Origin of the sequence: Paenibacillus sp. HJGM_3, from assembly GCF_045062745.1 — a bacterium.
Classification (GTDB): domain Bacteria; phylum Bacillota; class Bacilli; order Paenibacillales; family NBRC-103111; genus Paenibacillus_AA.
Genome location: NZ_JBJGED010000020.1, coordinates 40731 through 63992, shown reverse-complemented (window position 1 = coordinate 63992; position 23262 = coordinate 40731). Strand labels below are relative to the sequence as shown.

24 protein-coding genes are annotated in these 23262 nt (G+C 59.0%); 3 read left to right on the top strand and 21 right to left on the bottom strand.

Translation table 11 applies throughout. The features are described from left to right. Positions 1 to 33 precede the first annotated feature (33 nt). Complete coding sequence (metH, locus tag ACI5FR_RS21045) at positions 34 to 3480, bottom strand: methionine synthase (protein ID WP_405457941.1); 3447 nt, start codon at positions 3478 to 3480, stop codon at positions 34 to 36. Between the two features lie 279 nt (positions 3481 to 3759). Between metH and ACI5FR_RS21040 the strand changes: the two genes are divergently transcribed. Further along, complete coding sequence (locus tag ACI5FR_RS21040; RefSeq protein ID WP_405457939.1) at positions 3760 to 4302, top strand: 1,2-dihydroxy-3-keto-5-methylthiopentene dioxygenase; 543 nt, start codon at positions 3760 to 3762, stop codon at positions 4300 to 4302. Positions 4303 to 4374: 72 nt separating this feature from the next. Here ACI5FR_RS21040 and ACI5FR_RS21035 read toward each other — a convergent pair whose 3' ends face one another. From ACI5FR_RS21035 to ACI5FR_RS21015, 5 genes are all read right to left on the bottom strand, one after another. Next, complete coding sequence (locus tag ACI5FR_RS21035) at positions 4375 to 5163, bottom strand: HAD family hydrolase (RefSeq protein ID WP_405457937.1); 789 nt, start codon at positions 5161 to 5163, stop codon at positions 4375 to 4377. 33 nt (positions 5164 to 5196) lie between these two features. Then, the gene (locus tag ACI5FR_RS21030) at positions 5197 to 5727 is read right to left on the bottom strand and encodes a hypothetical protein (protein ID WP_405457936.1); all 531 of its coding nucleotides are present in this window, start codon (positions 5725 to 5727) and stop codon (positions 5197 to 5199) included. A 24-nt stretch (positions 5728 to 5751) separates the two neighbouring features. Beyond that, complete coding sequence (locus tag ACI5FR_RS21025; protein ID WP_405457933.1) at positions 5752 to 5970, bottom strand: DUF896 domain-containing protein; 219 nt, start codon at positions 5968 to 5970, stop codon at positions 5752 to 5754. Positions 5971 to 6410: 440 nt separating this feature from the next. After that, positions 6411 to 6893, bottom strand: a complete 483-nt coding sequence (locus ACI5FR_RS21020; RefSeq protein ID WP_405457931.1) for a LysM peptidoglycan-binding domain-containing protein — start codon at positions 6891 to 6893, stop codon at positions 6411 to 6413. Positions 6894 to 6999: 106 nt separating this feature from the next. Next, positions 7000 to 7206, bottom strand: a complete 207-nt coding sequence (locus ACI5FR_RS21015; RefSeq protein ID WP_405457929.1) for a hypothetical protein — start codon at positions 7204 to 7206, stop codon at positions 7000 to 7002. A 177-nt stretch (positions 7207 to 7383) separates the two neighbouring features. Between ACI5FR_RS21015 and ACI5FR_RS21010 the strand changes: the two genes are divergently transcribed. Continuing rightward, positions 7384 to 8070, top strand: a complete 687-nt coding sequence (locus ACI5FR_RS21010; RefSeq protein WP_405457928.1) for an SOS response-associated peptidase — start codon at positions 7384 to 7386, stop codon at positions 8068 to 8070. Between the two features lie 63 nt (positions 8071 to 8133). Here ACI5FR_RS21010 and ACI5FR_RS21005 read toward each other — a convergent pair whose 3' ends face one another. The 5 genes from ACI5FR_RS21005 to ACI5FR_RS20985 form a co-directional block, all read right to left on the bottom strand. Continuing rightward, entirely contained in the window at positions 8134 to 8421 is a 288-nt protein-coding gene (locus ACI5FR_RS21005; protein ID WP_405457926.1) for a stage VI sporulation protein F, read from the bottom strand. Between the two features lie 92 nt (positions 8422 to 8513). Further along, positions 8514 to 10589, bottom strand: a complete 2076-nt coding sequence (gene recG, locus ACI5FR_RS21000) for an ATP-dependent DNA helicase RecG (protein WP_405457923.1) — start codon at positions 10587 to 10589, stop codon at positions 8514 to 8516. After that, complete coding sequence (locus tag ACI5FR_RS20995) at positions 10586 to 11440, bottom strand: DegV family protein (RefSeq protein WP_405457921.1); 855 nt, start codon at positions 11438 to 11440, stop codon at positions 10586 to 10588. The genes recG and ACI5FR_RS20995 overlap by 4 nt, the downstream gene beginning before the upstream one ends. Positions 11441 to 11469: 29 nt before the next feature. Continuing rightward, the gene (locus ACI5FR_RS20990; RefSeq protein WP_405458126.1) at positions 11470 to 13200 is read right to left on the bottom strand and encodes a DAK2 domain-containing protein; all 1731 of its coding nucleotides are present in this window, start codon (positions 13198 to 13200) and stop codon (positions 11470 to 11472) included. A 60-nt stretch (positions 13201 to 13260) separates the two neighbouring features. Then, positions 13261 to 13620 carry an Asp23/Gls24 family envelope stress response protein gene (locus ACI5FR_RS20985; protein WP_405457920.1) on the bottom strand — a complete coding sequence of 120 codons (360 nt, stop codon included), beginning with the start codon at positions 13618 to 13620 and terminating at the stop codon, positions 13261 to 13263. A 213-nt stretch (positions 13621 to 13833) separates the two neighbouring features. Here ACI5FR_RS20985 and rpmB point away from each other — a divergent pair, with 213 nt between their 5' ends. Then, a complete protein-coding gene (gene rpmB, locus ACI5FR_RS20980; RefSeq protein WP_405457918.1) occupies positions 13834 to 14022 on the top strand; it encodes a 50S ribosomal protein L28 in 189 nt (62 codons plus the stop codon). 229 nt (positions 14023 to 14251) lie between these two features. Here rpmB and spoVM read toward each other — a convergent pair whose 3' ends face one another. The 10 genes from spoVM to def all read right to left on the bottom strand — a co-directional run bounded on the left by spoVM (position 14252) and on the right by def (position 23257). After that, the gene (spoVM, locus tag ACI5FR_RS20975) at positions 14252 to 14332 is read right to left on the bottom strand and encodes a stage V sporulation protein SpoVM (RefSeq protein ID WP_127584398.1); all 81 of its coding nucleotides are present in this window, start codon (positions 14330 to 14332) and stop codon (positions 14252 to 14254) included. 145 nt (positions 14333 to 14477) lie between these two features. Further along, a complete protein-coding gene (locus ACI5FR_RS20970) occupies positions 14478 to 14747 on the bottom strand; it encodes a hypothetical protein (RefSeq protein ID WP_405457917.1) in 270 nt (89 codons plus the stop codon). Continuing rightward, positions 14740 to 15426 (bottom strand): ribulose-phosphate 3-epimerase, encoded by a 687-nt coding sequence (rpe, locus tag ACI5FR_RS20965; protein WP_405457915.1) that lies wholly within the window; start codon positions 15424 to 15426, stop codon positions 14740 to 14742. The genes ACI5FR_RS20970 and rpe overlap by 8 nt, the downstream gene beginning before the upstream one ends. 3 nt (positions 15427 to 15429) lie before the next feature. Continuing rightward, positions 15430 to 16359, bottom strand: a complete 930-nt coding sequence (rsgA, locus tag ACI5FR_RS20960; RefSeq protein WP_405457913.1) for a ribosome small subunit-dependent GTPase A — start codon at positions 16357 to 16359, stop codon at positions 15430 to 15432. Continuing rightward, positions 16359 to 18422 (bottom strand): Stk1 family PASTA domain-containing Ser/Thr kinase, encoded by a 2064-nt coding sequence (gene pknB, locus ACI5FR_RS20955; RefSeq protein WP_405457911.1) that lies wholly within the window; start codon positions 18420 to 18422, stop codon positions 16359 to 16361. Before pknB ends, rsgA begins: the two co-directional genes overlap by 1 nt. Beyond that, positions 18419 to 19213, bottom strand: coding sequence for a Stp1/IreP family PP2C-type Ser/Thr phosphatase (locus ACI5FR_RS20950; RefSeq protein WP_405457910.1), 795 nt, complete (start codon positions 19211 to 19213; stop codon positions 18419 to 18421). The genes pknB and ACI5FR_RS20950 overlap by 4 nt, the downstream gene beginning before the upstream one ends. 4 nt (positions 19214 to 19217) lie before the next feature. Beyond that, on the bottom strand, positions 19218 to 20324 hold the full coding sequence (gene rlmN, locus ACI5FR_RS20945) for a dual-specificity RNA methyltransferase RlmN (RefSeq protein WP_405457907.1): 1107 nt from the start codon (positions 20322 to 20324) through the stop codon (positions 19218 to 19220). A gap of 83 nt (positions 20325 to 20407) precedes the next feature. Further along, a complete protein-coding gene (gene rsmB / locus ACI5FR_RS20940; RefSeq protein WP_405457904.1) occupies positions 20408 to 21766 on the bottom strand; it encodes a 16S rRNA (cytosine(967)-C(5))-methyltransferase RsmB in 1359 nt (452 codons plus the stop codon). Then, positions 21763 to 22767: a methionyl-tRNA formyltransferase gene (gene fmt / locus ACI5FR_RS20935; protein WP_405457902.1), complete on the bottom strand. Its 1005-nt coding sequence runs from the start codon at positions 22765 to 22767 to the stop codon at positions 21763 to 21765. The genes rsmB and fmt overlap by 4 nt, the downstream gene beginning before the upstream one ends. 4 nt (positions 22768 to 22771) lie before the next feature. Beyond that, positions 22772 to 23257 (bottom strand): peptide deformylase, encoded by a 486-nt coding sequence (gene def / locus ACI5FR_RS20930; protein WP_405457900.1) that lies wholly within the window; start codon positions 23255 to 23257, stop codon positions 22772 to 22774. Positions 23258 to 23262 lie beyond the last annotated feature (5 nt).

Here is a 23262-nt window from a genome sequence, read left to right as displayed (position 1 = left end):
GTCCTTTCTTAGTTTATGGGATAACAGCCTGAATCAGGCCTTGTCGACATTGAAATAACGGGCTTCCGGATGGGCGAATACCATCGCCGACACGGACGCTTCCGGCTCCATCATGTAGCCTTCCGTCAAGTTGACGCCGATATCTTCCGGCTGCATGAGGCGGAAGAGCGGCTCCTGGTCTTCCAGGTTCGGACACGCCGGGTACCCGAACGAGACGCGGATCCCTTGGTAGCGGGCGCCCCAGCGCTGCTGCATCGTGAGCTCCGGCGAATCCGGGAAGCCCCACACGTCGCGCATCATATGATGCACGCGCTCGGCGAACCCTTCGGCCAGCTCCAGCGCGAACGCCTGCAGCGCATGCGAGCGCAGGTAGTCGCCCTTGTCCTTCCAATCGTTTGACAGCTCGCGAACGCCTTGGCCGGCGGTAACGACGAGGAAGCCGACGTAGTCCATCTCTCCGCTGTCGACCGATCGCAAGAAATCGGCGAGGCACAGGAACGGCTCGACGTCTTGGCGGGGAAAGCTGAACCGGTGCAGCACCTTGGTCGTGTCCTGCGGATCGTAGATCAGAATATCGTTGCCGTCCGACTGCGCCGGGAAGAAGCGGTACATGCCTTGCGCCCGCAGCGTGCCCGTCGCCTTCGCCTGCACGAACAGCTCGTCGATCACTTCGCGCAGCTGCACCGCCTTCGGATCGCGGGCGGCGAGCAGCTGCTCGACCTTGCCCTTCAGCCCGAGGTGATGGCCGAGCAGCGTCTGCATGTTCACATACGGGAAGATGTGGTCGACCGGATAATCCCGCAGCACGTGACGATCGAGATCCGGCGGCATATATACCGGCACGTCTTTCGCGACCATGGAGCGAGCCGCGCGGGTCGGCTTCGCCTCGCCGTCCTTGACACGGGAGCCGGCTTCCATCACATCCGACTGAATCGCCTCTCTCAGCTCTTGGATCATAATCTGCCGCTGATCGGCATCGCTGATCTTGTTCGCGATGTCGAGGCCGTCCATTGCGTCCTTCGCGTACACGACGAGGCCGTTGTACTCCGGCGCGATGCGCGTGCGCGTGAATTTGCGCGTCAGGGCGGCGCCGCCGACGAGGATCGGCACGTCGATACCGGCCGCCTTCAAATCTTGCGCCGTCGTGACCATCTGCTGCGCCGACTTCACGAGCAGTCCGGACAAGCCGATCGCATCGGGCTTTTCCTTGCGGTACGCCTCGATCAGCTGCTCCGGCGGAACCTTGATCCCCAGGTTGATGATCTGATAGCCGTTGTTCGAGAGAATGATCTCGACGAGGTTTTTCCCGATGTCGTGCACGTCGCCCTTCACCGTGGCGAGAAGAATCTTGCCCTTCACAGCGCTTTCGTTGCGCTCCATGAGAGGCTCCAGGTAGGCGACGGACGCCTTCATCACTTCCGCACTTTGGAGCACTTCGGCGACGATCAGCTCGTTGTTGTTGAACAGCCGGCCGACCTCCTCCATCCCGCGCATGAGCGGACCGTTGATGATTTCGAGCGGCGCATATTTCTGCAGCGCTAGCTCCAGATCCGGGAGGAGCCCTTCCTTCGTTCCTTCCACGACATAGGAGGCCAGGCGCTCTTCGAGCGAAAGGTTGGAGATTTTCTCCTTCTTCTCGACCTTCTTCTCGCGGAAGTGGGCGACGAACTCGGCGAGCGTCTCATCGTTCGTGTTGAAAATCAAATTTTCCGTCAGGCGGCGCTCCTCTTCCGGAATCGAGGCATAGCGCTCGAGGCGCTGAGTATTGACGATCGCATAGTCGAGTCCGGCCTTCGTGCAGTGGTACAGGTAGATCGAGTTCAGCACTTCCCGGCCGGCCGGCGGCAGGGCGAACGACACGTTGCTGACGCCCATGATCGTGTGGCATTCCGGGAACGCCGCTTTGATCTTCCGCACCGTCTCGATCGTCTCGCTTCCCGAGCCTAGGTACTGCGTATCGCCGGTTCCGACCGGGAACACCATCGGGTCGAAAATAATGTCTTCCGCGGGAATGCCGTATTTCTGCGTCAACAGCTCATAGCCGCGTTTGGCTACCGCAAACCGTTTGTCGCTCGAGACCGCCTGCCCTTCTTCGTCGATACACATGAAGACGAGCGCAGCTCCGTAACGATGTACGAGGGGAACGATTTTCTCGATCCGCTCTTCGCCTTCCTCTAAGTTAACGGAGTTAATGATCGCCTTCCCCTGCGTATATTTCAGGGCCGCCTCTACCGCGAGGTGGTTCGTGGTGTCGATAACGACGGGAGCTTTCACTTTTTTGACCAGCTCGTTCATGAATGCTTCCACGTCCGTGACTTCGTCCCGCTCGGCATCCTGCAGGCTCACGTCTACTACGTGCGCTCCGCCTTTCACCTGGGCCCGGGCGATCTCGGCCGCTTCCTCGAATTTCCCTTCGGCGATCAGCCGCTTGAACTTCGGCGAGCCTAGTACGTTCGTACGCTCCCCGACCATATAAGGCCGATTCTCGGCCTCGATGTACACCGTCTCAATGCCGGACACCGCCGGTGGATGGTTGCCTTGCTGAGCACGCGGCTCAAAGTTTCTCATCGTCTCGGCAATCGCCTGAATATGAGCCGGCGTCGTCCCGCAGCAGCCGCCCGCGATGTTGATCCAGCCTTGCTCGGCGAACCCGCGAAGCTTCAGCGCAAGCGAGGTCGGCGATTCGTGGTACTGGCCGTTCTCGTCCGGCAAGCCCGCGTTCGGGTAGCAGCTGACGGCCGTCTTGGCGATGTTGGACAACGTACGAATGTGATCCTTCATGAACTCAGGCCCGGTCGCGCAGTTGAGCCCGATCGAGATCGGGTTCAGGTGCTCCAGCGAAATATAGAACGACTCGATGTTCTGGCCCGCGAGCGTCGTGCCCATCGGTTCGATTGTACCCGAAATCATGATCGGCAGCTTTACGCCCAGCGTCTCGAACGCTTTGCGAATTCCGATGCTCCCGGCTTTTACGTTCAGCGTATCCTGCGATGTCTCCAGCAGCAGCGCATCGACTCCACCTTCGATGAGCGCCAGGGCTTGCTCGTAATAACTGTCGATCAGTTGATCGAACGTCACGCCGCCGGTAACGGACAACGTCTTCGTGGTCGGCCCCATCGCCCCCGCCACATAGCGCGGCCATTCGGGCGTCGAATATTTGCGGGCGGCCTGAGCGGCGAGCTTGGCCGCAGCCAAGTTCAGCTCGCGCGCCCGTTCCTGGATGTCGTATTCCGCGAGGACGACGCTGGTCGAGCCGAACGTATTCGTCTCGAGAATGTCGGCCCCAGCCTCCAAGTACTGCTCGTGAATGCGGGAGATCACGTCCGGACGGGTCACGCACAGCAGCTCGTTGCAGCCCTCATACTCCTCCCCGCCGAAATCGTCCGCCTTCAAATCCGCCTGCTGGATCATCGTCCCCATCGCGCCGTCCAGCACCATAATTTTATTTTTTAATTGCTCGGCCAAAGCCAGCTTCTGCATCGCGACCACTCCTTCTCTCCATCCACCATTATTACTCGGTTGAACCTTATGAAACCTGACTGCACATGCGTTCCGTTCGGCGAAGCACGTGATTTTGCTAAGGCGGCAAGTTAACCTTTAGTGTACCAGAATCGGCCATTTTCGAAAAGCCAGTCCAATATATAGTTATCTTATCGGATTTATCGGTTCATCTTATGCCGCTACATCGACATCCCCAGTCAGATCGTCTATAATACATACTAACTGATCCAATAATTCTTATGATCGCGAGGGATTTCAATGGCTGAGATACGGATTCGCGCCACGAATGAACGCATTCAAGGCGAACACAATGTGAAATCGTTCCTGGAGCGCCAGGAAGTGTTGTATGAGCACTGGGATAAATCCAAGCTCGCTCCTAACCTGCAAGAGAAATTCGTCCTAACCGACGAGGAGAAAGCGCAAATTTTGCAAACCTACGACGAGGAAATCCGGGATTTGGCCGCCCGCCGCGGTTACAAGATCTGGGACTTGATCTCCCTCTCGGAGGAAAACCCGAATTTGCCGGAGCTCCTGAAAAAGTTCGAGCAGGTGCACACGCATACCGAAGACGAAATTCGCGCCATCACGGCCGGCAAAGGCATCTTCATCATTAAAGGCACGGACGATGTCGGCTACTTCGATGTCGAGCTGGAAGCCGGCGACGTGATCTCGGTACCCGAGAATAAGCCGCACTTCTTCACCTTGATGGAGAACAAGCAAATCGTAGCCGTCCGGCTGTTCATCGAAACCGATGGCTGGATTGCCCAGCCGTACGACGACCCGGCGTTCCAAAAGGCGTAAATGATCACGGAACGTATAGCCGCAGAAAACCCGCATGACTTTCTCGTTCCGAGAGAGACGGCGGGTTTTTTCTCATGCTTTTACGATCGTCAACAGCTCGTTTAAGCTGGCGATTTCATAGGCGGGTACAATTTCGTCGGTCCGATCGATCCCGTGGCGGTTCAGCCAGACGGACCGCATGCCGACTCCGTTCGCGCCTTTAATATCGGTGGTCAGCTTGTCCCCGACCATCACCCCTTCTTCCGGACCGATCGACAGCAGCTCCATAGCATGGCGGAAGATCGCCTCCGCCGGTTTGCCTTGCCCGAACGTCCCGGAGATGACGATCTGATCGAAGTAGCCCGCGAGCTGCGGGACCCCGTCGATTTTCTCCTGCTGCAGGTCCGGTGCTCCGTTCGTCAGCAGCAGCAGCCGGAAATGGCCCTTCAGCTCGTCCAGCACGCGGAACGTCTCCTCATATACGATCGGACGTGACCGGCGCTCCGCGGGGAACTGCTCGGCTAACCGGAGCCCCAGCGCTGTGTTGTCCACCCCCAGCGCCTTCAGTCCACGTGTCCACGCCTGGGCCCGATACCCCGGCGCGAGCCGCTCCAGCTTTCGAAACTCCGGCTGCTCGCCTCCGGTGAAGTTGGCCCACAAGCCTTCAAACGGGTTAATGCCGATATTTTTCGTGAAGGGGAACGTCTCGAACGATTCATACAGCGCCCGCGCCTCTCGCCTAACGGCATGCTCCAGCTCTTCTGGGTTAACCCCAGCTTCCCGCTTGGCCTCCGCACACGTCGCTTCGAACGCCTCCCGTACGCTGCGCTCGTCCCATAACAGCGTATCATCCAAATCAAACAGTACCGCTCGAATCGCCATGCTTCTCTTCTCCCCTAGCTCCCCATTGTGTGTTTAACCGGCTTTGCTGGCAGTTCCGCCATTGTCCTCGAACGGCACTTGATGCTGCTGAGCGAATTGCTTCAGCTTCGCCGCCATCGCTGGAATGTCGTACAGGTTCTGGAACTTCGTGAACACCCAGCGCGTATTTTTGTGCTTCAGCTTGATCGTAACGCTACCCGGCTGAACCGAGATCGATTCCATCTCATCGGCTCTCAAGGCACGCTCCACGCCCATTTTTTTCGTAGCGATCTGGGATTTGCCGACCTTCAAGTACGGCCTGCGCAAGTAATACATGACGCCAAGCGCGAGGTAAGCCGCGATCATGACCCACGTCATCGTGTTGTCTTCGTAATAGGCGACCGAGATCGTGCCGAAAAACGCCGAGATCGCGACGAACAACGCCGGTAGAAACCAGCTCCGGCCATAAAACGTGTCCATCTGCTCGCGAGGCGAATCGTCGATCCGGGGCTGACCCAGCTTCACCCGTTTTTTGTTGATTTGTTTCTTGTTTTTCGCAACCATCCGTTCCCAGCTACGGGACATGTGTGACTCCCCCTACTTCATTTACTAGCGTTTCTTGGGCTTCAATTGGGGCTTGTGGGGCTTGCCGCCCGGCTCGTCCACGAATTCGATCGTGTCCAGCTGGGACCGCAAAGACGTTCGGAACGCTTCTATATATCGCTTGCGGAGCTCATTGCGTTCTTCCAGTTCGGCATCCGACAATGGACCGGCTTTCACCTTGTGCGCCAGCTCGTTAATGCGGGCGATCATCTCGTCGTTGATCATCGTGCAGGTCTCCTCTTGTGCGTGACATCCGTTCAGTATCGTCGAACAGTCTCTATTAATTTGCCATTATTCCAAACCTATTGTCAAGTTTGCAGCATTACGGATGGAAAGGTTGAGACGAGTCCGTTACGTTCGCGCGGGGGGAGGGCACAGGGCTGGGTTCCGATCGCTGTTGAAATCAGGTTCCTTGGATTCTAGTTTTCTATGGTGAGCACCCGATTTCAAAGGCGACCGCTGGCGCTTCTCCACTCCATCCCTGTGCCCTCTTTTGAGCTACGTCCCCTCTGGGCGTTACCTCTTGCTAAGTATGACGGGCATCCTTAGGTACAGTCACCTTCTGCAGAGAAAAATCAAAAAAGCCATACCCGAACAAATCGTTCGACTATAGCTTATGTAAGCAAGGGGATATTGGCTTGTGCCATCAGGCGGTACGTCAAGCATTAAGGCAAATAAAGGGCTTGGCCGGCTTGCAGAGCGCTCGAGCTGAGACGGTTGACTTGTTTGAGCTTCTGGATATAGGCGCGGACGTCTTGACCGGAAGACACGTGAGCTTCGGCGATCGACCAGAGCGTATCCCCAGGGCCCACGAGCACTTGCTGCCTGGCAGGCTGCGCAGCCGGCGCAGCAGTAGACGCTTGGGCCGAGTTAGGCAGAATCGAGGCGGCCTGGACTTCGTCGCCGCCGGATACCATATGGACGATGACGCCCATGAAGAAACTGACCAGAATCGCGGCGCAAAGCATATACAGTCGAACCGCTTTCAAGGACAACATCGTATAGCGACCTTGGCGGGCACGGACAGACGGCGTTGACTGACTGTGGGTGCGGATACGAGAAGGAGTAGGCGTATAGGAAGAGATTCCGTAAGCGGAACCGTCGCGATGTTGAGTGGAATAACCGGACATATTGGATACAGCGTTCATGAGTCAATCACTCCCAAACATTTGTTCTGATCTGATGTGTTTATCATAACACGAACAAACGTTTGCGTCAATAATAAAAGAACGCCTGTTCCCCTATTTTTTCTTGCTAACTGATCCGCCGGTCGCCTACCTTTCTTACCGATAAGATCCGATCCAGGCGCAGCCGGCGCGGCTGGCGACGCTGCAGGCAATAGACATCCAAGACATCCCCCCGCACTTTTTGCACGACTACCATCCGTTGTGTAATCCGCTCCAACCCGTCCATATAGATCAACTCGACAGTATAGCCAATATATCGATCGAAGCTCAGCATGCCAACCCCTCCGCCTCTCGGGTATAAGAACATCCGTTCCCGTAATTACTATATCCAGAATACCGAACATATATTCCGGTTTCAATAGGCGAATGCTGGAATAGTTGACTTTTTTCACGAAACGAGTCTAGAGTTATTATTGAACCTCATCGGACAACGGGCAGGAGGAATGGATGCATGTGCGGCAGATATACGATAACGGTCTCGCTGGAGGAGCTGGTCGTGCGGTTCGCCATGGACCGCAGCTCGTTCCCTTATTACCGCCCCAAGTATAACGTCGCGCCGGGACAGCTGATCACGGCCATTATCCATGACGGAGAGCGGAACCGGGCGGGGGAGCTCAAGTGGGGGCTCGTGCCTGCGTGGGCGAATGACAGCAAGATCGGATTCACGATGATCAATGCCCGGTCGGAGTCATTGGCACAGAAGCCGGCATTCCGAACCCCACTGGAACGCAAAAGGTGCCTCATCCCGGCGGACAGCTTCTACGAATGGAAAGCGGCTGAGGGCGGCTCCGCGAAACAGCCCATGCGCGTAATGCTGAAAAACGGCGCCCTGTTCGCCATGGCCGGATTGTACGACACATGGGTCACACCGGAAGGGTCGAAGCTGAGCACGTGCACGATCATCACGACAGATGCGAACGAGCTGGTGGGAGGGATCCATCCCCGAATGCCGGTGATCGTCCGTCCCGAAGACGAGGCGGCCTGGCTCGATCGGAGCAATCGGGATACGAACGGTTTGCTCCAGCTGCTGAAGCCGTATCCGGCCGAGCAAATGCGCGCCTATCCGGTTAACGCCAAGGTTGGCAACGTCAAGAACGACACGCCGGAATGCATCGAAGAAATCCCGATGCTCTTCTGAAAAATACGCAACATATCAAATAAGCCGGCTCCCTCTTCCTCGAGAGAGCCGGCTTATTCGGTTTCATCGAAACATACCCCAGAGCTTGATCAAATGGAACGTGTTGTTCGGGTCGATCTTCATATCGTACACAAACTGCACGATATTCTCGGCTTGCTTCGCCGTGAGCGGTTCGTTCAACACTTTCGACAATTGTCCGACCAAGAGCCGGATTTTCGTCTTATCCTGCAAATCATACTTCGTTATGCCTTCCAGCGTCATCTTGACCCGTTCTTTCACTTGCGGGTGCTTCATCTTCTGCTTGACGCGCTCCACCAACTCGCGTTCGATCCCGTAACTCGTATAACTCACGCCGACACCTCCGAAGAACGTCATTCTCCATTGTATGCGGCATAAGCCCGTCCCGTGACATTCATGTAGCGGCAACGCGGGAGAACCCGACCTTAGTCTAGCGATTCTCCGTCCAATATTTGCTCCCGTTGCAGGAATTCCCGCAGCGTCAAGTACGCCGCCCCTGTCCAGAAGTCCGGGCGGGCCGTGAGCTCGGCGGCGTCGTCACGCGCCGTCTCCATCGTCTCGAAGTCGCTCATCATATCCGCGACCTTGAATTCCGGCATCCCGCTCTGCTTCGTGCCGAAGAAGTCGCCGGGGCCCCGCAGCTCCAGATCCCGCCGGGCGATCTCGAACCCGTCGTTCGTCTCCGTCATAACACGCATCCGCTCCTTCGCGGTCTCGTTCTTCGGATCGGCGATCAGCACGCAGTAAGACTGATGCTCCCCCCGCCCGACCCGTCCGCGCAGCTGATGCAGCTGCGACAAGCCGAACCGGACGGCGTCGTAGATGACCATCAGCGTCGCATTCGGCACGTCGACCCCGACCTCGATGACCGTAGTCGCGACGAGCACCTGGACCCGATTCTCGCTGAACTCGCGCATGACGTCGTCCTTCTCGGCCGTCGTGAGCCGTCCGTGCAGCAGCCCCACGTGGAACTCGGGGAACGCGTGGCTCATCTGGGTGTGGACGTCGATCGCGTTTTGCACATCCAGCTTGTCCGACTCTTCGATGAGCGGACAGATCACGTATGCCTGCCGCCCTTGCAGCACTTCGCGGCGAATAAAACCCAGCACGCGCTCCAGCTTGTCGAGCCCTACGGCATACGTCTGGATCGGCTTGCGCCCCTTTGGCAGCTCGCGCAGCGTAGACACGTCCAAGTCGCCGAACGCGGTGATCGCGAGCGTACGCGGGATCGGCGTAGCCGTCATCGTCAGGACGTCGGGATTCAGCCCCTTCCTCCGCAGAACACTGCGCTGATTGACTCCGAAGCGATGCTGCTCGTCGGTCACGACAAGCCCCAGCTTGCGGAACAGCACATCATCCTGGATGAGGGCGTGAGTGCCGACGACGATATCGATCAAGCCCATATGGAGCGAAGCGATCGTGTCGCGGCGCTGACGGTCGGTCAGGCTCCCGGTGAGCAGCCCGACCGCGACCCCGAACGGCTCGAACAGCCGTTCGAGCGAGCGTTTGTGCTGCTCGGCGAGAATTTCCGTCGGCACCATCAGCGCCCCTTGCGCCCCCGCCCGCACACAGGCATACAGCGCGACGGCGGCGACAACCGTCTTGCCGGCGCCCACATCGCCCTGCAGCAGCCGGTTCATTGCGAAGGGCTGCTTCAAGTCGTGCAGAATCTCCGCGATCACTTTCTTCTGCGAGTCGGTGAGCGCGAACGGAAGCGCGCGCACGAACTGCCGCACCGCCTCCGCGTCGAACTCGTGAGCCACCCCGTCCGAACGCTTGCGCTGCAATGCCCGGAACGCATGCAGCTTCAGCTGGAAGAAGAACAGCTCCTCGTACACCATCCGGCGGCGTGCCTCCCGGCCGGACTCCACCTCTTCCGGATGATGCAGCGCGTGGATCGCCTGCCGTCGCGGCAGGAACCCGTACCGGTCCATCAGCTCCTTCGGAAGCACCTCGGGGATCAGCGTGCCGAATTGAGCGAGCGCCTGGCTGATCGCCTTGCGCATCCACGCCTGGGTGACCGGCCCGCCTACGGAATAGACGGGCTGCAGCGTCCCCGACCGGGCGCTGGCGGCGCCCGGAAACTCCGACTCGGTGACGGTCATCTGCTTCCGGCGAAGATCCCACTTGCCGGTCAGGATGATGGCCTGTCCCGCGGCCAGTCGATCCTTCAAGAACGGCCGGTTGAACCAGACCGCCGTCAGGATGATCGAACCGCACAGGACGCGGACCGACAGCCGGGACTTGTTCTTGCCGTAGCGCTGCAGCACCGCCTCGCTGTAAACGGTGCCTTCCACCGTCACCTTCTCCCCGTCCTTCACTTCAGCGAGCTCGCGAATCCGGTAATCTTCATATCGAAAAGGAAAATACTCGATCAGCTGCCCGATCGAGTAAATGCCTAGCGCTTCCAAATCCTGCACCTTCTGCTGCCCGACGCCTCGCACCAACGTGAGCGGCATGGCGAACAGATCCGGATGCGCGGAGGCTCCGAGACCGTTCATCGAGCGGGAACCATGAAGACGGCCAGCGTCCCGGGACCCGCATGAGTGCCGATAACAGGTCCGACCGTAGTGTAGGACATGGTGCGAATTTGAAATTGTTCCTGCAGAGTCGCGGCGAATTCCTTGGCCGCCTCGGGCGCATTTGCATGGGCTACCGTAGCGAGCAGCTCGCGATCCCCGAACTCATCCTTCAGCAGCTCCAGGATACGGGCGATCGCTTTTTTCTGGCCGCGCACTTTGTCCACTGGAGCGACCTGGCCATCCGTATCGATCGTCAGAATCGGCTTAATGTTGAGCAGCGCGCCGAACAAGGCGGACGCCTTGCCGATCCGACCCCCTTTTTGCAAATATTCGAGCGTATCCACGAGGAAGTAGATGCGGGTCTCCTTCCGAATTTGGTGCACCAGCTCCACGATCTCTTCCTTGCTCTTCCCGTCCCGCGCCGCCTTGGCCGCTTCAACGACCAGCATGCCGAACCCGTAGGAAGCGGATTTGGAATCGATCACCGTCACATCGACCTGCTCGTCCAGCATGGACTGGGCGAGTACCGCGGTCTGGTACGTTCCGCTCAGCGCCGAAGACAGCGTGAACGCGATCACCTGGCTGTCCGGTCCGCTGCCGGCCTGCTTGTACGCTTCCACGAAATCCACAGGCGAGGGCTGCGACGTCGTAGGTAGCGACGAAGAAGTTTTCAGCTTCTCGTAAAACTGCTCGGGCTGAATCGTCACGGCGTCATAATACGTCTCCGTGTCGAAATGAACCTTGAGCGGGACCATCTCGATCCCGTATTCCCGGCGAATCGGCTCCGGAATATCGGACGTGCTGTCGGTCAAGATCCGAATGTTAGCCATCCCCCTATTTCCTCCATTCGAATTCAAAGTCACTCTACCGCGAATATATAGTAGTACAGAGGCTGTCCGCCCTGATGCACTTCCACTTCGACATCCGGATATTCCGTACCCAGCCAGTCGACCAGCTCGGCGGTCGTGGCACCCGGGGCATCTTCTCCCGATAAGATCGTTATGATCTCTCCGCCCTCAGCTGCCATAGAACTGAGAAGCGACCGGCAGGTTTGAAGCAAATCCGGGTTCGAGGCGACGATCCGATTATTGTGCAGGCCCAGATAATCCCCTTCTTTGATGTCCAAACCGTCGATCTGGGTATCGCGTACCGCATACGTCACTTGCCCGGATTGTACGCCGGCGATCGCCCGGTTCATCGCCTCCGTATTCTGGACCGCATTCGCCTTCTCCTGGAATGCGAGCAGCGCCGACATCCCTTGCGGGATCGTCTTGGACGGGATGACGATCAGTTCCTTGTCCACCAACTCTTTGGCTTGCTGAGCGGCCATGATGATATTGGAGTTGTTCGGCAGCACGAAGACGGTGGATGCCGGCACTTCCATCACCGCATTGACGATATCTTCCGTGCTCGGATTCATCGTCTGTCCGCCGGAGAGAACGACATCCGCGCCGAGGCTCTCCAGAATGGTCGCGATCCCCCCGCCCATCGACACCGCCACGAATCCGAACGGCTTCAGGGCTTCACGAGCTTCGGCGCCGGCCTCCGAGCCGTCAGATATGGCGGCCGGCCCGCTTCCGCGCATGTCCCCTTCGAAATCATGCGACAGAATATGGGCATGCTGCTCCCGCATATTATCGATTTTGATTTTGATCAAATTGCCATAGGCTTGCGCCATCGTCAGCACGTTGCCCGGATATTCCGCGTGGATATGAACCTTCACCAGGTCGTCGTCGGACACGACAAGAATAGAGTCCCCGTGCTTCTCCAGATCGGAACGGAAACCTCTCTCATCGAACGTCCGATTGCCCATCCGGGCCGGATCGAGCTGAACCATGAATTCGGTGCAATAGCCGAATTCGATGTCCTCGGCGGACAAGAGCGATTGTGCGCTGTGAACGTGCGCTTCGTGGGTTGCTTGTCGCAGCTTCTCCAATGCGTCCGTCTGGGCTCCATTCCCGCCGGCTCCATGGTCCGCTAACACTTCCGCATCCGGGATCTCGGCTCCTCCTCCACCCTGAAGAGCGGCGACGAAGCCCTCGTAGATGCAGACGAGCCCTTGACCGCCGGCATCGACTACGCCGACCTGCTTCAGCACCGGGAGCTGCTCCGGGGTCTTGGCGAGCGCTTCCTTGGCCTTGTTCAGCACCTCGGTCATGAGTTCCAGCACATCGTCCGTCCGGCGTGCATAGGCGGTCGCATGCTTGGCCGCTTCGCGGGCAACGGTCAGAATCGTGCCTTCGACCGGCTTCAGGATCGCCTTGTAAGAGGTGTCCACGCCGTTCTGCAGGGCAGCCGCGAACTGATCGGTTCCGATCTTCTCCGCTTCTTGCACGGACTTGGCGAAGCCCCGGAACAGCTGAGACAGAATGACGCCCGAATTGCCTCGCGCGCCCATGAGAAGGCCCTTCGACAGAGCTTCGGCGCTTCTGCCGAGATGCGAAGACGTTTTTTTCTTAAGTTCCTCCACGCCTGAAGTCATGGTCATGTTCATGTTAGTGCCGGTATCGCCGTCCGGAACGGGAAACACGTTCAGCGCATTGACCCGCGCCGCATTCGCATGCAAGTTCCCCGCGCCCAGCAATACCATCTGGGTGAAATCGGACCCGTTTATGAAATTAAAGCGCTTACTCAAGAAGAAATCCCCTTCCTATCGCGATACGCGGACCCCTTGGACTATAATATGGACAAAATCGACTTTCAGTCCGACTACTTCATTCAAGATGTATTTGACCTTGGATTGCACGTTATGCGCGACTTCCGAGATTTTGGTACCATAGCTGACGACGATATGGAGATCGATATGTACTTGGTCTTGCTCGACCCGGACCTCGACTCCTCGGCTTAAGTTCTCCCGCCCGAGCAGCTCGGCGATGCCGTCCTTCAGCTGTTTGCGTGAAGCCATGCCCACAAGGCCATAGCAATCCAGCGCCGCAGAACCGGCCAGAACCGCGATGACTTCATTCGTTACGTAGATCGTGCCCAATTCGCCCTTGATTTGCATCGGCATGCTTCATCCTTTCAACGGAATACGCTGTGTAGGTTGGCATTCATGACATCCATTGTGAGATGTCTTTTCATCTTACTATAATCGACCCAAGAAAGAAATGCAACTGAACCAACACTTGTGATTGACTACCGGAAAGTGGGTATGCTATTATATTAAAGTATGTTTTCGGAATAAATGAGCAGCACTTGAAGTCAGGTTAGGAGGTGTTTTAATATGTCCCGCAAATGCTTTATTACTGGAAAAGGCCCTCACAAAGGCAACAACGTATCCCATGCCAACAACCGGACCAAGCGCACCTGGGGTGTGAACGTGCAAAAGGTTCGTATCATGGTGGACGGTAAACCGAAGCGCGTGTATGTGAGCACTCGTGCTCTGAAATCCGGCAAGATCGTTCGCGTGTAACGGATGCGGACGGCTTCCGCCGGCCACGCATAGACAAAAAGCACCTTCAGCCGGAGGTGCTTTTTTTATTCGGGGCCCCGGCAAAGGGGCTGCGCCTTGGAATAACCTTTAATGGGCCTGCGTCCCGATTCGGCATCATACGCCGCCTCTGGCGACCGTACCCCTTCAACCAGACATGCATAAGTATAACAGTAAGGATCCCTGTCACTCACGAATTGCCTATGTGGAATCAGTTTTTGCTGAAAGAACCCAGTATCGCCTTCACGAATCCGCCCAGAAACTTCGGTAGCTTGATCGTATAAAATTTCACCTCTACCCCTCCTTAAGCCATTTGCTAAATCTTATTCCTCCAGCTCTGCAAAAGTGCCTGACCATAAAGAAAAAAACTACAGGGCTTCGGCTCCTGTAGCTATTCATATGCAGCTATGAGGGGAAACATACTCGAAACATACGGCCTACACGGCGGCTCCCGGCGGCTCCAAATTCAGAATCGGAATCCGGCCCACGACTACATAGACGACGGTGAGGATAAAATAGAACAACAACGCGACGAGGATGAAGGAGATGCGTCTCCACTTCGACTCGTAAGTACGGAAAAAATAGATGCCCAGAAACAGCGCGCCGAGCGAATAAATATAACGGAAAATGGACGTGCCGCTCCAAGAAAAAATGAGCAGCAGATGCCCCGCCAAGAAGCTGAACAAAATGAGCTTCAAGTTATTCAAGCTGTCCGTCTCCCTTCTGCGCGGCCGTCGCGCTCTGTCGGATGCGCTCCATCGCGGCGGCGCGGTCCGGCATCCCGAATACGGCATTGCCTGCCACCAGCACGCCTGCCCCGGCTTGGACGACGAGCGGCGCAGTCTCTTCGTTGATGCCGCCATCCACTTCCAGATGCACGTCCGAGCGTCCACGCTCCGCCAGCATCCGGCTCAGCCGGGCGATCTTGTCCAGCATCGCCGGAATAAACTGCTGCCCCCCGAACCCCGGATTGACGGTCATGAGCAGCACGAGATCGACATCGGATAGGACGTGCTCGAGCGTCGATAGAGGGGTAGCCGGATTCAACACGACGCCGGCCTGTACGCCTTGTGCCTTAATATGCTGCAGCGTCCGATGCAGATGCGGACACGTCTCGACGTGTACCGAGATTAGGTCGGCGCCCGCCCGGGCGAACGATTCGATATACGCATCCGGATTCGAGATCATGAGGTGCACGTCCAGCGGCAGCTTCGTATGCGGACGAATCGCCTCGACTACGACAGGCCCCAGCGTAATGTTCGGGACGAAATGCCCGTCCATGACGTCCACATGAATCCAGTCGGCGCCGCCCCGCTCGACGTCGCGGATCTCTTCGCCCAGCTTGGCGAAATCGGCCGACAAGATCGAAGGAGCCAAAATTGCCATCGGTCAATACCTCCGTTTCCTCTCCTTCATTTCGTTCAAAAAGGTCAAGTAGTGCCGGTAACGGCTCGGCGCGATGCGGCCCTGCTCCACCGCTTCCTGCACGAGGCAGCCGGGCTCCTGCTGATGCAGGCAGCCGCGGAACTTGCAGCCCGCGCGGTAGCCGCGCATCTCGGCGAAACAGCCGGACAGCTCATCCGGCTCGAGCTGCACGAAGTCGAGCTGGCTGAAGCCGGGCGTATCGGCGACGAAGCCGCCTCCTGGCAGCGGGAACAGCTCGACGTGGCGAGTCGTATGCTTGCCCCGGCCGAGACGCTGGCTGATCGCGTTCGTCTCCAGGCTGAGCCCGGGCACGACGGCGTTGAGCAGCGAGGACTTGCCGACCCCGGATTGGCCGGAGAAGACGCTGATCCGGTCCTTAAGCGCGGCGCGTACCGACTCCAGCCCAAAGCCTGACTTGGAGCTCGTCACGATGACCGGATAGCCGATCGATTCGTAGAGCCGCCGGACGCGGTCCAGTTCCATCTCGTCTACCACTACGGCCGATTCCCCGTCCGGGAGGAGATCCAGCTTCGTCAGGACGATCAGCGTGTCGAGGCCCGCATGCTCCGTATGCACGAGGAACTTGTCTAGCAGCTGCAAGTTCAAGTCCGGCTCGGTGGCGGAGAAGACGAGCACCGCCTGATTCACGTTCGCGACCGGCGGACGGATCAGCTCCGAGGTACGGGGCAAAATCTCGTCCACCGTGCCCTCTCCGTTCTCTGTCTTCTCGTATAGAACGCGATCCCCTACAAGCGGAGTGACGCCCTTTTTCTTGAAGATGCCGCGCGCCCTGCACTGGATCGCCGCTTCTGCCGAATCGTGTGCATCCAGAGCATCCTCGGGCTGGACATAATAATAACCGCTTAATGCCTTCACGATCCAACCTGCTGGCATTAGTTCCGGCCTCCATTGTTCGTTCCGGTCGGCGTCGGCGTCGGAACGGGGGTGCCGCTCACCGGCTTCGCCGAACCAGTCGGCGTAGGTGTCGGCGTCGTGCCAGGAGTCGGGCTGTTCGTCGGCTTCTCATTGTAAGGCACCGGCACCAGGTCGACCCGCCCCCCGTCCACGAAATATTGAATCGTGCCATCCTTCTCCGGCGACAGCACCAGAGCTACGTCAAATGTTTGAGCGTCTGAAATTTTCCGCTGGCCCCATTCGATATTGTCGCCTCGGGCATCGCTATAGATGATTTTGATCGTGCTCTCCTTGCCCTTGACCGCCGGCGAAATTGTCTTCGAGATCGTCTTTTCCTTCGCCTCCGGCGGGTAGCCGGTGCTTACGAAAATTTTAATGTCCGCTCCCTTGGAGACAAGGTCTTTGTATTTGAACGGAAACTGATCGAACACTTTGCCCTTCGGCTGCTTGTACGTGGCCGCCTTCTCTACCGTAGGCTTGTTAAGGCCGAGCAGCGTCGCCTTCGAAGTCGCCTCCGTCTCGGTCAGACCCGACAAGTCCGGCATCTCGAACTGCTCACGCCCTTTGCTGACCGTAAACTTGATCATGACCGTTTTCGGATCGAACTCCTCGTTAGGCGACGGAACTTGCTTGATGATCGTACCGGGCTCCTCCGTGCCGAACACTTCCTCGCTCGACACTTGCGAGTCGGCGATCCCGAGTCTCACAATTTCCGTATTCTTGATGTCACTCACTTTCTTGCCGGTCCAATCCGGCATCTTGAGCTTCTCGGTCCCTTGGCTTACATAGAGGGTGACCTCATAGTTAACCTTTACCCGCGAAGGCTCCGGATTTTGGGCGAACACGATGTCCTTCGCGAACTCCTTGTTCGGCTGCTGAATGACCTTGGACTTGAGCTGAAGGTCGGTCAGCATTTTTTGCGCTTCGGTCACGTTTTTGTTCACGACGTTCGGGATATCGACTTCCGGCACGGTCAGCCAAGCTTTTACCGCTCCAACCCCGTACCAGAGCCCCAGCAGCAGCAGAATGATCACCGCGCTCCAAATCGAAGGCTTGAGCCAAGGCCGGCGTTTGCGCTTTGGGGCTTCCACGTCCCCAGCCGACCGGGATTCTGCAATCCGCTCGTGCGGACGATACGCGTCGCCCTTGATCGCAGGAATCACCCGAGTCTTTTCCTCGTCCTCCTCGTCGGAGGCGAACTGAATCTTGGGCTCGTTGCGGCGCTCCGGCAGCAGGCAGGACTCCAAGTCCTTCAGCATTTCCTTGGCCGACTGGTAGCGCTCGTCCTGATTTTTGCGCATCGACTTCAGAATCAAGTTCTCGACGCTCTGCGGGATGAGCGGGTTCACCTTGCGCGGCTCCTCCACGTCCTCCTGCAGATGCTTCAGCGCTACGCTGATCGGGCTTTCCCCGGAAAAAGGCAAACGCGCCGTAAGCATCTGGTAGAGCACGATGCCGAGCGAGTAAATATCCGACTTCGCGCCCGTCGACGTCCCCTTCGCATGCTCCGGCGAGAAATAATGGACCGATCCGACGACCGACCCGGTCTGGGTAATCTGGGACGAGTCCGCCGCGCGGGCGATCCCGAAGTCGGTCACCTTCACCCGGCCGTTTTTCCCCATCAATATATTGTGAGGCTTAATGTCCCGGTGAATAATCTGATTGTGGTGCGCATGATCGAGCGCGTCGCAAATCTGGCTCGCAATGCGGATCGCTTCCTCCACCTGGAGCGGAGCCCGTTCCTTGATCAGGTCGTTGAGCGTCTTGCCTTCGATATATTCCATCACGATGTAGTGGATGTCTTCCTCTTGCCCCACATCGTAAATGCTGACTACGTTAGGATGCGACAGGGAGGCGGCCGCCTGGGCTTCCCGGCGAAACCGGCGGATGAATTCTTCGTCATGCACGTATTGCTGGCGCAGCACCTTGATGGCCACTTTACGATTGAGTAAAATATCATGCCCTTTATACACCAAGGCCATGCCGCCGCCGCCAATCCGATCGATGATCTCATAGCGTCCGCCCAACACGTGTCCGATCATTCATCATCCCCCCCATTCTTCTCGATTATTCTCGTATTCCGGTTCTCCAGCAGCACAACCGTGATGTTGTCGTCTCCGCCTTCCGCCAGGGCCAGACGGACGAGCTCGTCGGCCTTCCACTCCAGATCCTTGTCCGCGGCGAGCACATGCGCCATAATGTCGTCCTCGACCAGGCCGCTTAGCCCGTCGCTGCACATGAGCAGGATGTCGCCGTTGTGCCAGTTCAGCAGCGTCACGTCCACATCGGCTTGCCGCTCCGTGCCGAGCGCCCGGGTCAGCACATTGCGGCGCGGATGGTTGTTCGCTTCCGCCTGTGTAATTTGGCCCGAGCGGATCAGCTCGTTCACGAGCGAATGATCCTCGGTCACTTGCCGGAACTGAGCGTCCTTGCCCTTCTCCTTGACCGGCGCCTGCCACAAATAAGCGCGGCTGTCGCCGATATGGCCAATCGTCAGCTGCTTCTCCGAGGCCAGCGTCACGACGACGGTCGTCCCCATGCCGTGATACCGCTTCTGGTTCGAAGCGAATTCGTACACGGTCTCGTTCGCGTGAACGATCGCCTGGCGCACCGCCTCCGGCCGTTGCTCCTCAGTCAACGTTTTATGTACGGCGAGCAGATGCGATTGGACCAGCTCCACCGCCATCTTGCTCGCCACTTCCCCGGCCTGGTGTCCACCCATCCCGTCGGCCACAATGGCGAGGGTGAAGCCGTTCAAGCCGAGCTGAACGGCCGCCCGATCCTCATTGATCAAACGGACCTTCCCAATATCCGTTCTAAAGGCCGTAAGCATGCCCTCACTTCACCCCCGATTCCAAATGCTTCGCGCGCAGCTGGCCGCAGGCGGCCGCTATGTCGCTTCCATGTTCCCGGCGTATTGTCGCCGGTATGTTGTGGCGCTCCAGAATGCGCTGGAACGTGAAGATGTCGTTCCGCTCCGTCCGCTTGAAATCCCGCTCCATCACGAAGTTCACCGGGATCAAGTTCACGTGGCAGAGCGGCAGCATGTCCTTCAGCACTTGAGCGAGCTCTTCCGCATGCTCGGCCTTGTCGTTCACGCCGCCCATCAGCGCATACTCGAACGTAATGCGCCGGCCGGTCGTCTTCAAATAATACTTGCACGCCTCGACCAAGTCCTGGAACGGATACCGGCGGTTAACCGGCATCAGCTTCGAGCGCAGCTCGTCGTTCGGCGCGTGGATCGAGATGGCGAGATTGATCTGCATGTTCGCATCCGCGAACCGGTATATGTTAGGCACGATGCCGCTCGTCGACACGGTGATGTGCCGCGCGCCGATATGAAGCCCTTTCTCGTGGATCATAATGCCGAGAAACTTCATCATCGCCTCGTAATTCTCAAAGGGCTCTCCGATGCCCATGATCACAATGCTGCTGACCCGCTCTCCGTTCGCGTCCAGCGTCTTCTGCGCCTTGACTACCTGGGCGACGATCTCGCCGGCGGACAAATTCCGCTTGAGCCCCCCGAGGGTGGACGCGCAGAACGTGCAGCCGATGCGGCAGCCGACCTGCGTCGTGACGCATACGCTATTGCCGTAATTATGCTTCATGACGACCGTCTCGATCGCGTTTTTGTCCTGCAGCTCGAACAGGAACTTGACGGTTCCGTCCTTGGACTCCTGTTTCGCGATCTCCTTCAAGGAGACGAATTCGAACTGCTCCCGGATCTTCTCGCGCAGCCCCTTGGACAGATTCGTCATTTCCTCGAACGAATCCACGCGCTTCACGTACAACCAGTCGAAAATTTGTCCCGCGCGAAAAGCCGGTTCGCCGTTTTCTTTCACCCAGGCTTGCCAATCCTCCAAGGTGTAATCGTATACGAACGGCTTCTCCGGCACATGGGGCGCGAGCGGTTTTAATGGTTTGAGCGGTTGACTATGGTTCATCGAATCACTACCCGTAAGTTGATTTCTATCTATTTTACCTAGTGTATCACAGTTTCGAGCTTTGCTAAAGTTACGCCTCCTCGCTAAGCGCGGCGCAGCCGGGCGATGAAGAAGCCGTCCGAGCCGTAGTCGCAAGGGAGAATCGACACGATGCCCCGCTCCGCGCCCGGGATGTGACCGAGCGCCGCCGGCATCGCCTCCAGGCGAAAGCCCGGATGCTCGGCGAGAAACCGGCTCACGGCGGTTTCGTTCTCTTCGGCCGTCAGCGTGCACGTGCTGTACACGAGCACGCCGCCGGGCGCGACGAGCTGCTGCGCGCTCGCGAGGAGCTCCGCCTGCAGCCGGGCGATCGCTTCGACCTCCTCGGGCCGCTTCGCCCACTTCAGGTCCGGCTTCCGGCGGATGACGCCGAGGCCGGAGCAGGGGGCGTCGAGCAGCACGCGGTCGAACGAGCCCGGCTCGAGCTGCGCCGGCAAGTCGCGGGCGTCGGCGGTGCGCGTCTCGATGCACGTCAGCCCGAGCCGGCCCGCCTGCTCCTCGATGAGCAGGCGCTTGTGCTCGTGCATGTCGCACGCAAGGATATGGCCGCGGTCGCCCATGCGCTCGGCCATATGGGCGGTCTTGCCGCCAGGAGCGGCACAGCAGTCGAGCACGCGCATGCCGGACTGCGGGTCCACCGCCTCGGCGACGAGCATCGAGCTCTCGTCCTGCACGGAGAGCAGGCCTTCCCGGTACCACGACGAGAAGGCCATGTTGCCTCCGCTCTCGGCGAGGATGCCCGCCGGGGCCAGCTCGGACGGCCGGACCGCTACTCCGCCGTTGGCCATTACGGCGAGCAGCCGGTCGCGGCTCGCGCGCATCGTATTGACGCGCACGCTGACGCGGGGCGCGACATTGTTCGCGGCGCAGATGCGCTCGGCCGTCGCTTCGCCGTACTGCGCGATCCACGCCTCGACCATCCAGACGGGATGGGAGTGCTGGAGCGCGATGCGCTGCGCCGGCGGGAGATCGGCCGGGATCGTGAGGGCGCCGCGCTGGCGGATCGCATTGCGCAGCACGCCGTTCACCATGCCGCTGATGCCGGCATGGCCCCGGCGCTTGGCCAGGTTCACCGCTTCGTTCACCGCGGCGTGCTCCGGAATGCGGTCCAAGTAGACGAGCTGGTACAAGCTCATCCGCAGCAGAGAGCGAACCCAAGGCGTCAAGCTGTTCACGCCCTTGGCTACGAACCGGCTCAGCCAATGGTCGAGCGTATTGAGACGCTGGATCGTGCCGTACACGAGCTCGGTCGCGAGCGCCGCGTCCGGACGGTCGAGCGGATGTTTCTGGAGCGATTGATTGAGCAGCAGGTTGCTGTAAGCCCCCTCCTGCTCGACGCGGGTCAGGACATCCATCGCCAGCTCACGGGCGCTCTGGGGACGGGGCGGAGAGGAACGCTTCATCGCTCGTTCCTCGCTTCGCGATCCCCGGCCGTCTCGGGATCACCCGCGCCGGCATCCTCCGCTCCGAACACCGTCCCGCTCGGAATCGTCATGCCGCGGGCCAGCTCGGCCACGTCCATCGCCTTTTTGCCCGCCGGCTGCACCCGGGTCAGGATAAGCGTCCCGGCGCCGGTCTGCACCTCGATGCCTGACGCGTCCATCCGCAGCACCGTACCGGGAGCCGGCCCCGCCGCTTTCGATGGGCCGTTGTGAGGCTTCTGGCTTGCCCACACCTTGAACACGTCCCCGTTGTACGTCGTGAACGCTCCCGGAGCGGGGCTAAGTCCGCGAATTTGGTTGAACAGCTCGATCGCCGGGCGGTCCCAGCGAATCCGCTCGTTCTCGCGGCTGATGTTCGGGGCGTACGTCGCCTCCTCGTGATCCTGCGGCTCCGCCTGCAGCTCCCCGGCCAGCAGCGCGGGCAGCGTCCGCTCGAGCAGGTCGGCGCCGGCCAGGCTCAGCTTCTCGAACAGCGTCCCGGCGGTGTCGACGTCGCCGATCGGCACCTCGACCCGGCTGATCATATCGCCGGTGTCGAGTCCGGCCGCCATGTACATGATCGTTACGCCGGTCTTCGCTTCGCCGTTCATGACCGCCCACTGGATCGGAGCGCCCCCCCGATACTTCGGCAGGAGCGAGCCGTGCACGTTGATGCAGCCGTAGCGCGGCAAGTCAAGCACCGCTTGCGGCAAAATTTGCCCGTAAGCGGCTGTGACGATGAGATCCGGCTGCAGACGGGCGAGCTCCGCCACCGCCGCCGGATCGCGCAGCTTCGCGGGCTGCAGCACGGGAAGGCCGTGCTGCAGCGCCTCCGCCTTGACCGGCGTCGGGGCGAGCTCCCGCTTGCGCCCCTTCGGCCGATCCGGCTGGGAGACGACGCCGACCACGTTGTAGCCGCCCCGCAGCAATGTTTGCAAGGAGGGAACGGCGAATTCCGGCGTTCCCATGAAAACTACATTCATGCGCTCACTCCTCGTCGTTCCCCGGCCGGTCCGCGCTGCGATATACGCTCTGGGCAAGATCGGTGAACAGCACGCCGTTCAGATGATCCAGTTCGTGCTGGAACGCTCGCGCGAGCAGCTCGCTGCCGGTATATTCGACCGGGTTGCCGTTCCGGTCCTGCCCCTTCACCGTCACCTTCAGAGCCCGGTTCACATCGCCGGTCAGACCGGGAATGCTGAGGCAGCCTTCGGGTCCGAACTGCTCCCCTTCCTTGCTGACCAGCTCGGGATTTACGACCTCGATCAGGCCGTGGTCGTCGCCGACGTCGATGACGATTACGCGCTTCAAGATGCCGATCTGAGGCGCGGCCAAGCCGACCCCTTCCGCGTCGTACATCGTGTCGGCCATGTCGTCAAGCAATTTATGCAGGTTGGAATTGAATTTCGTAACCGGAAGCGCCTTTTCGCGCAGTACGGGATCCGGGTCTTTCACAATGATACGGATAGCCATGAGCC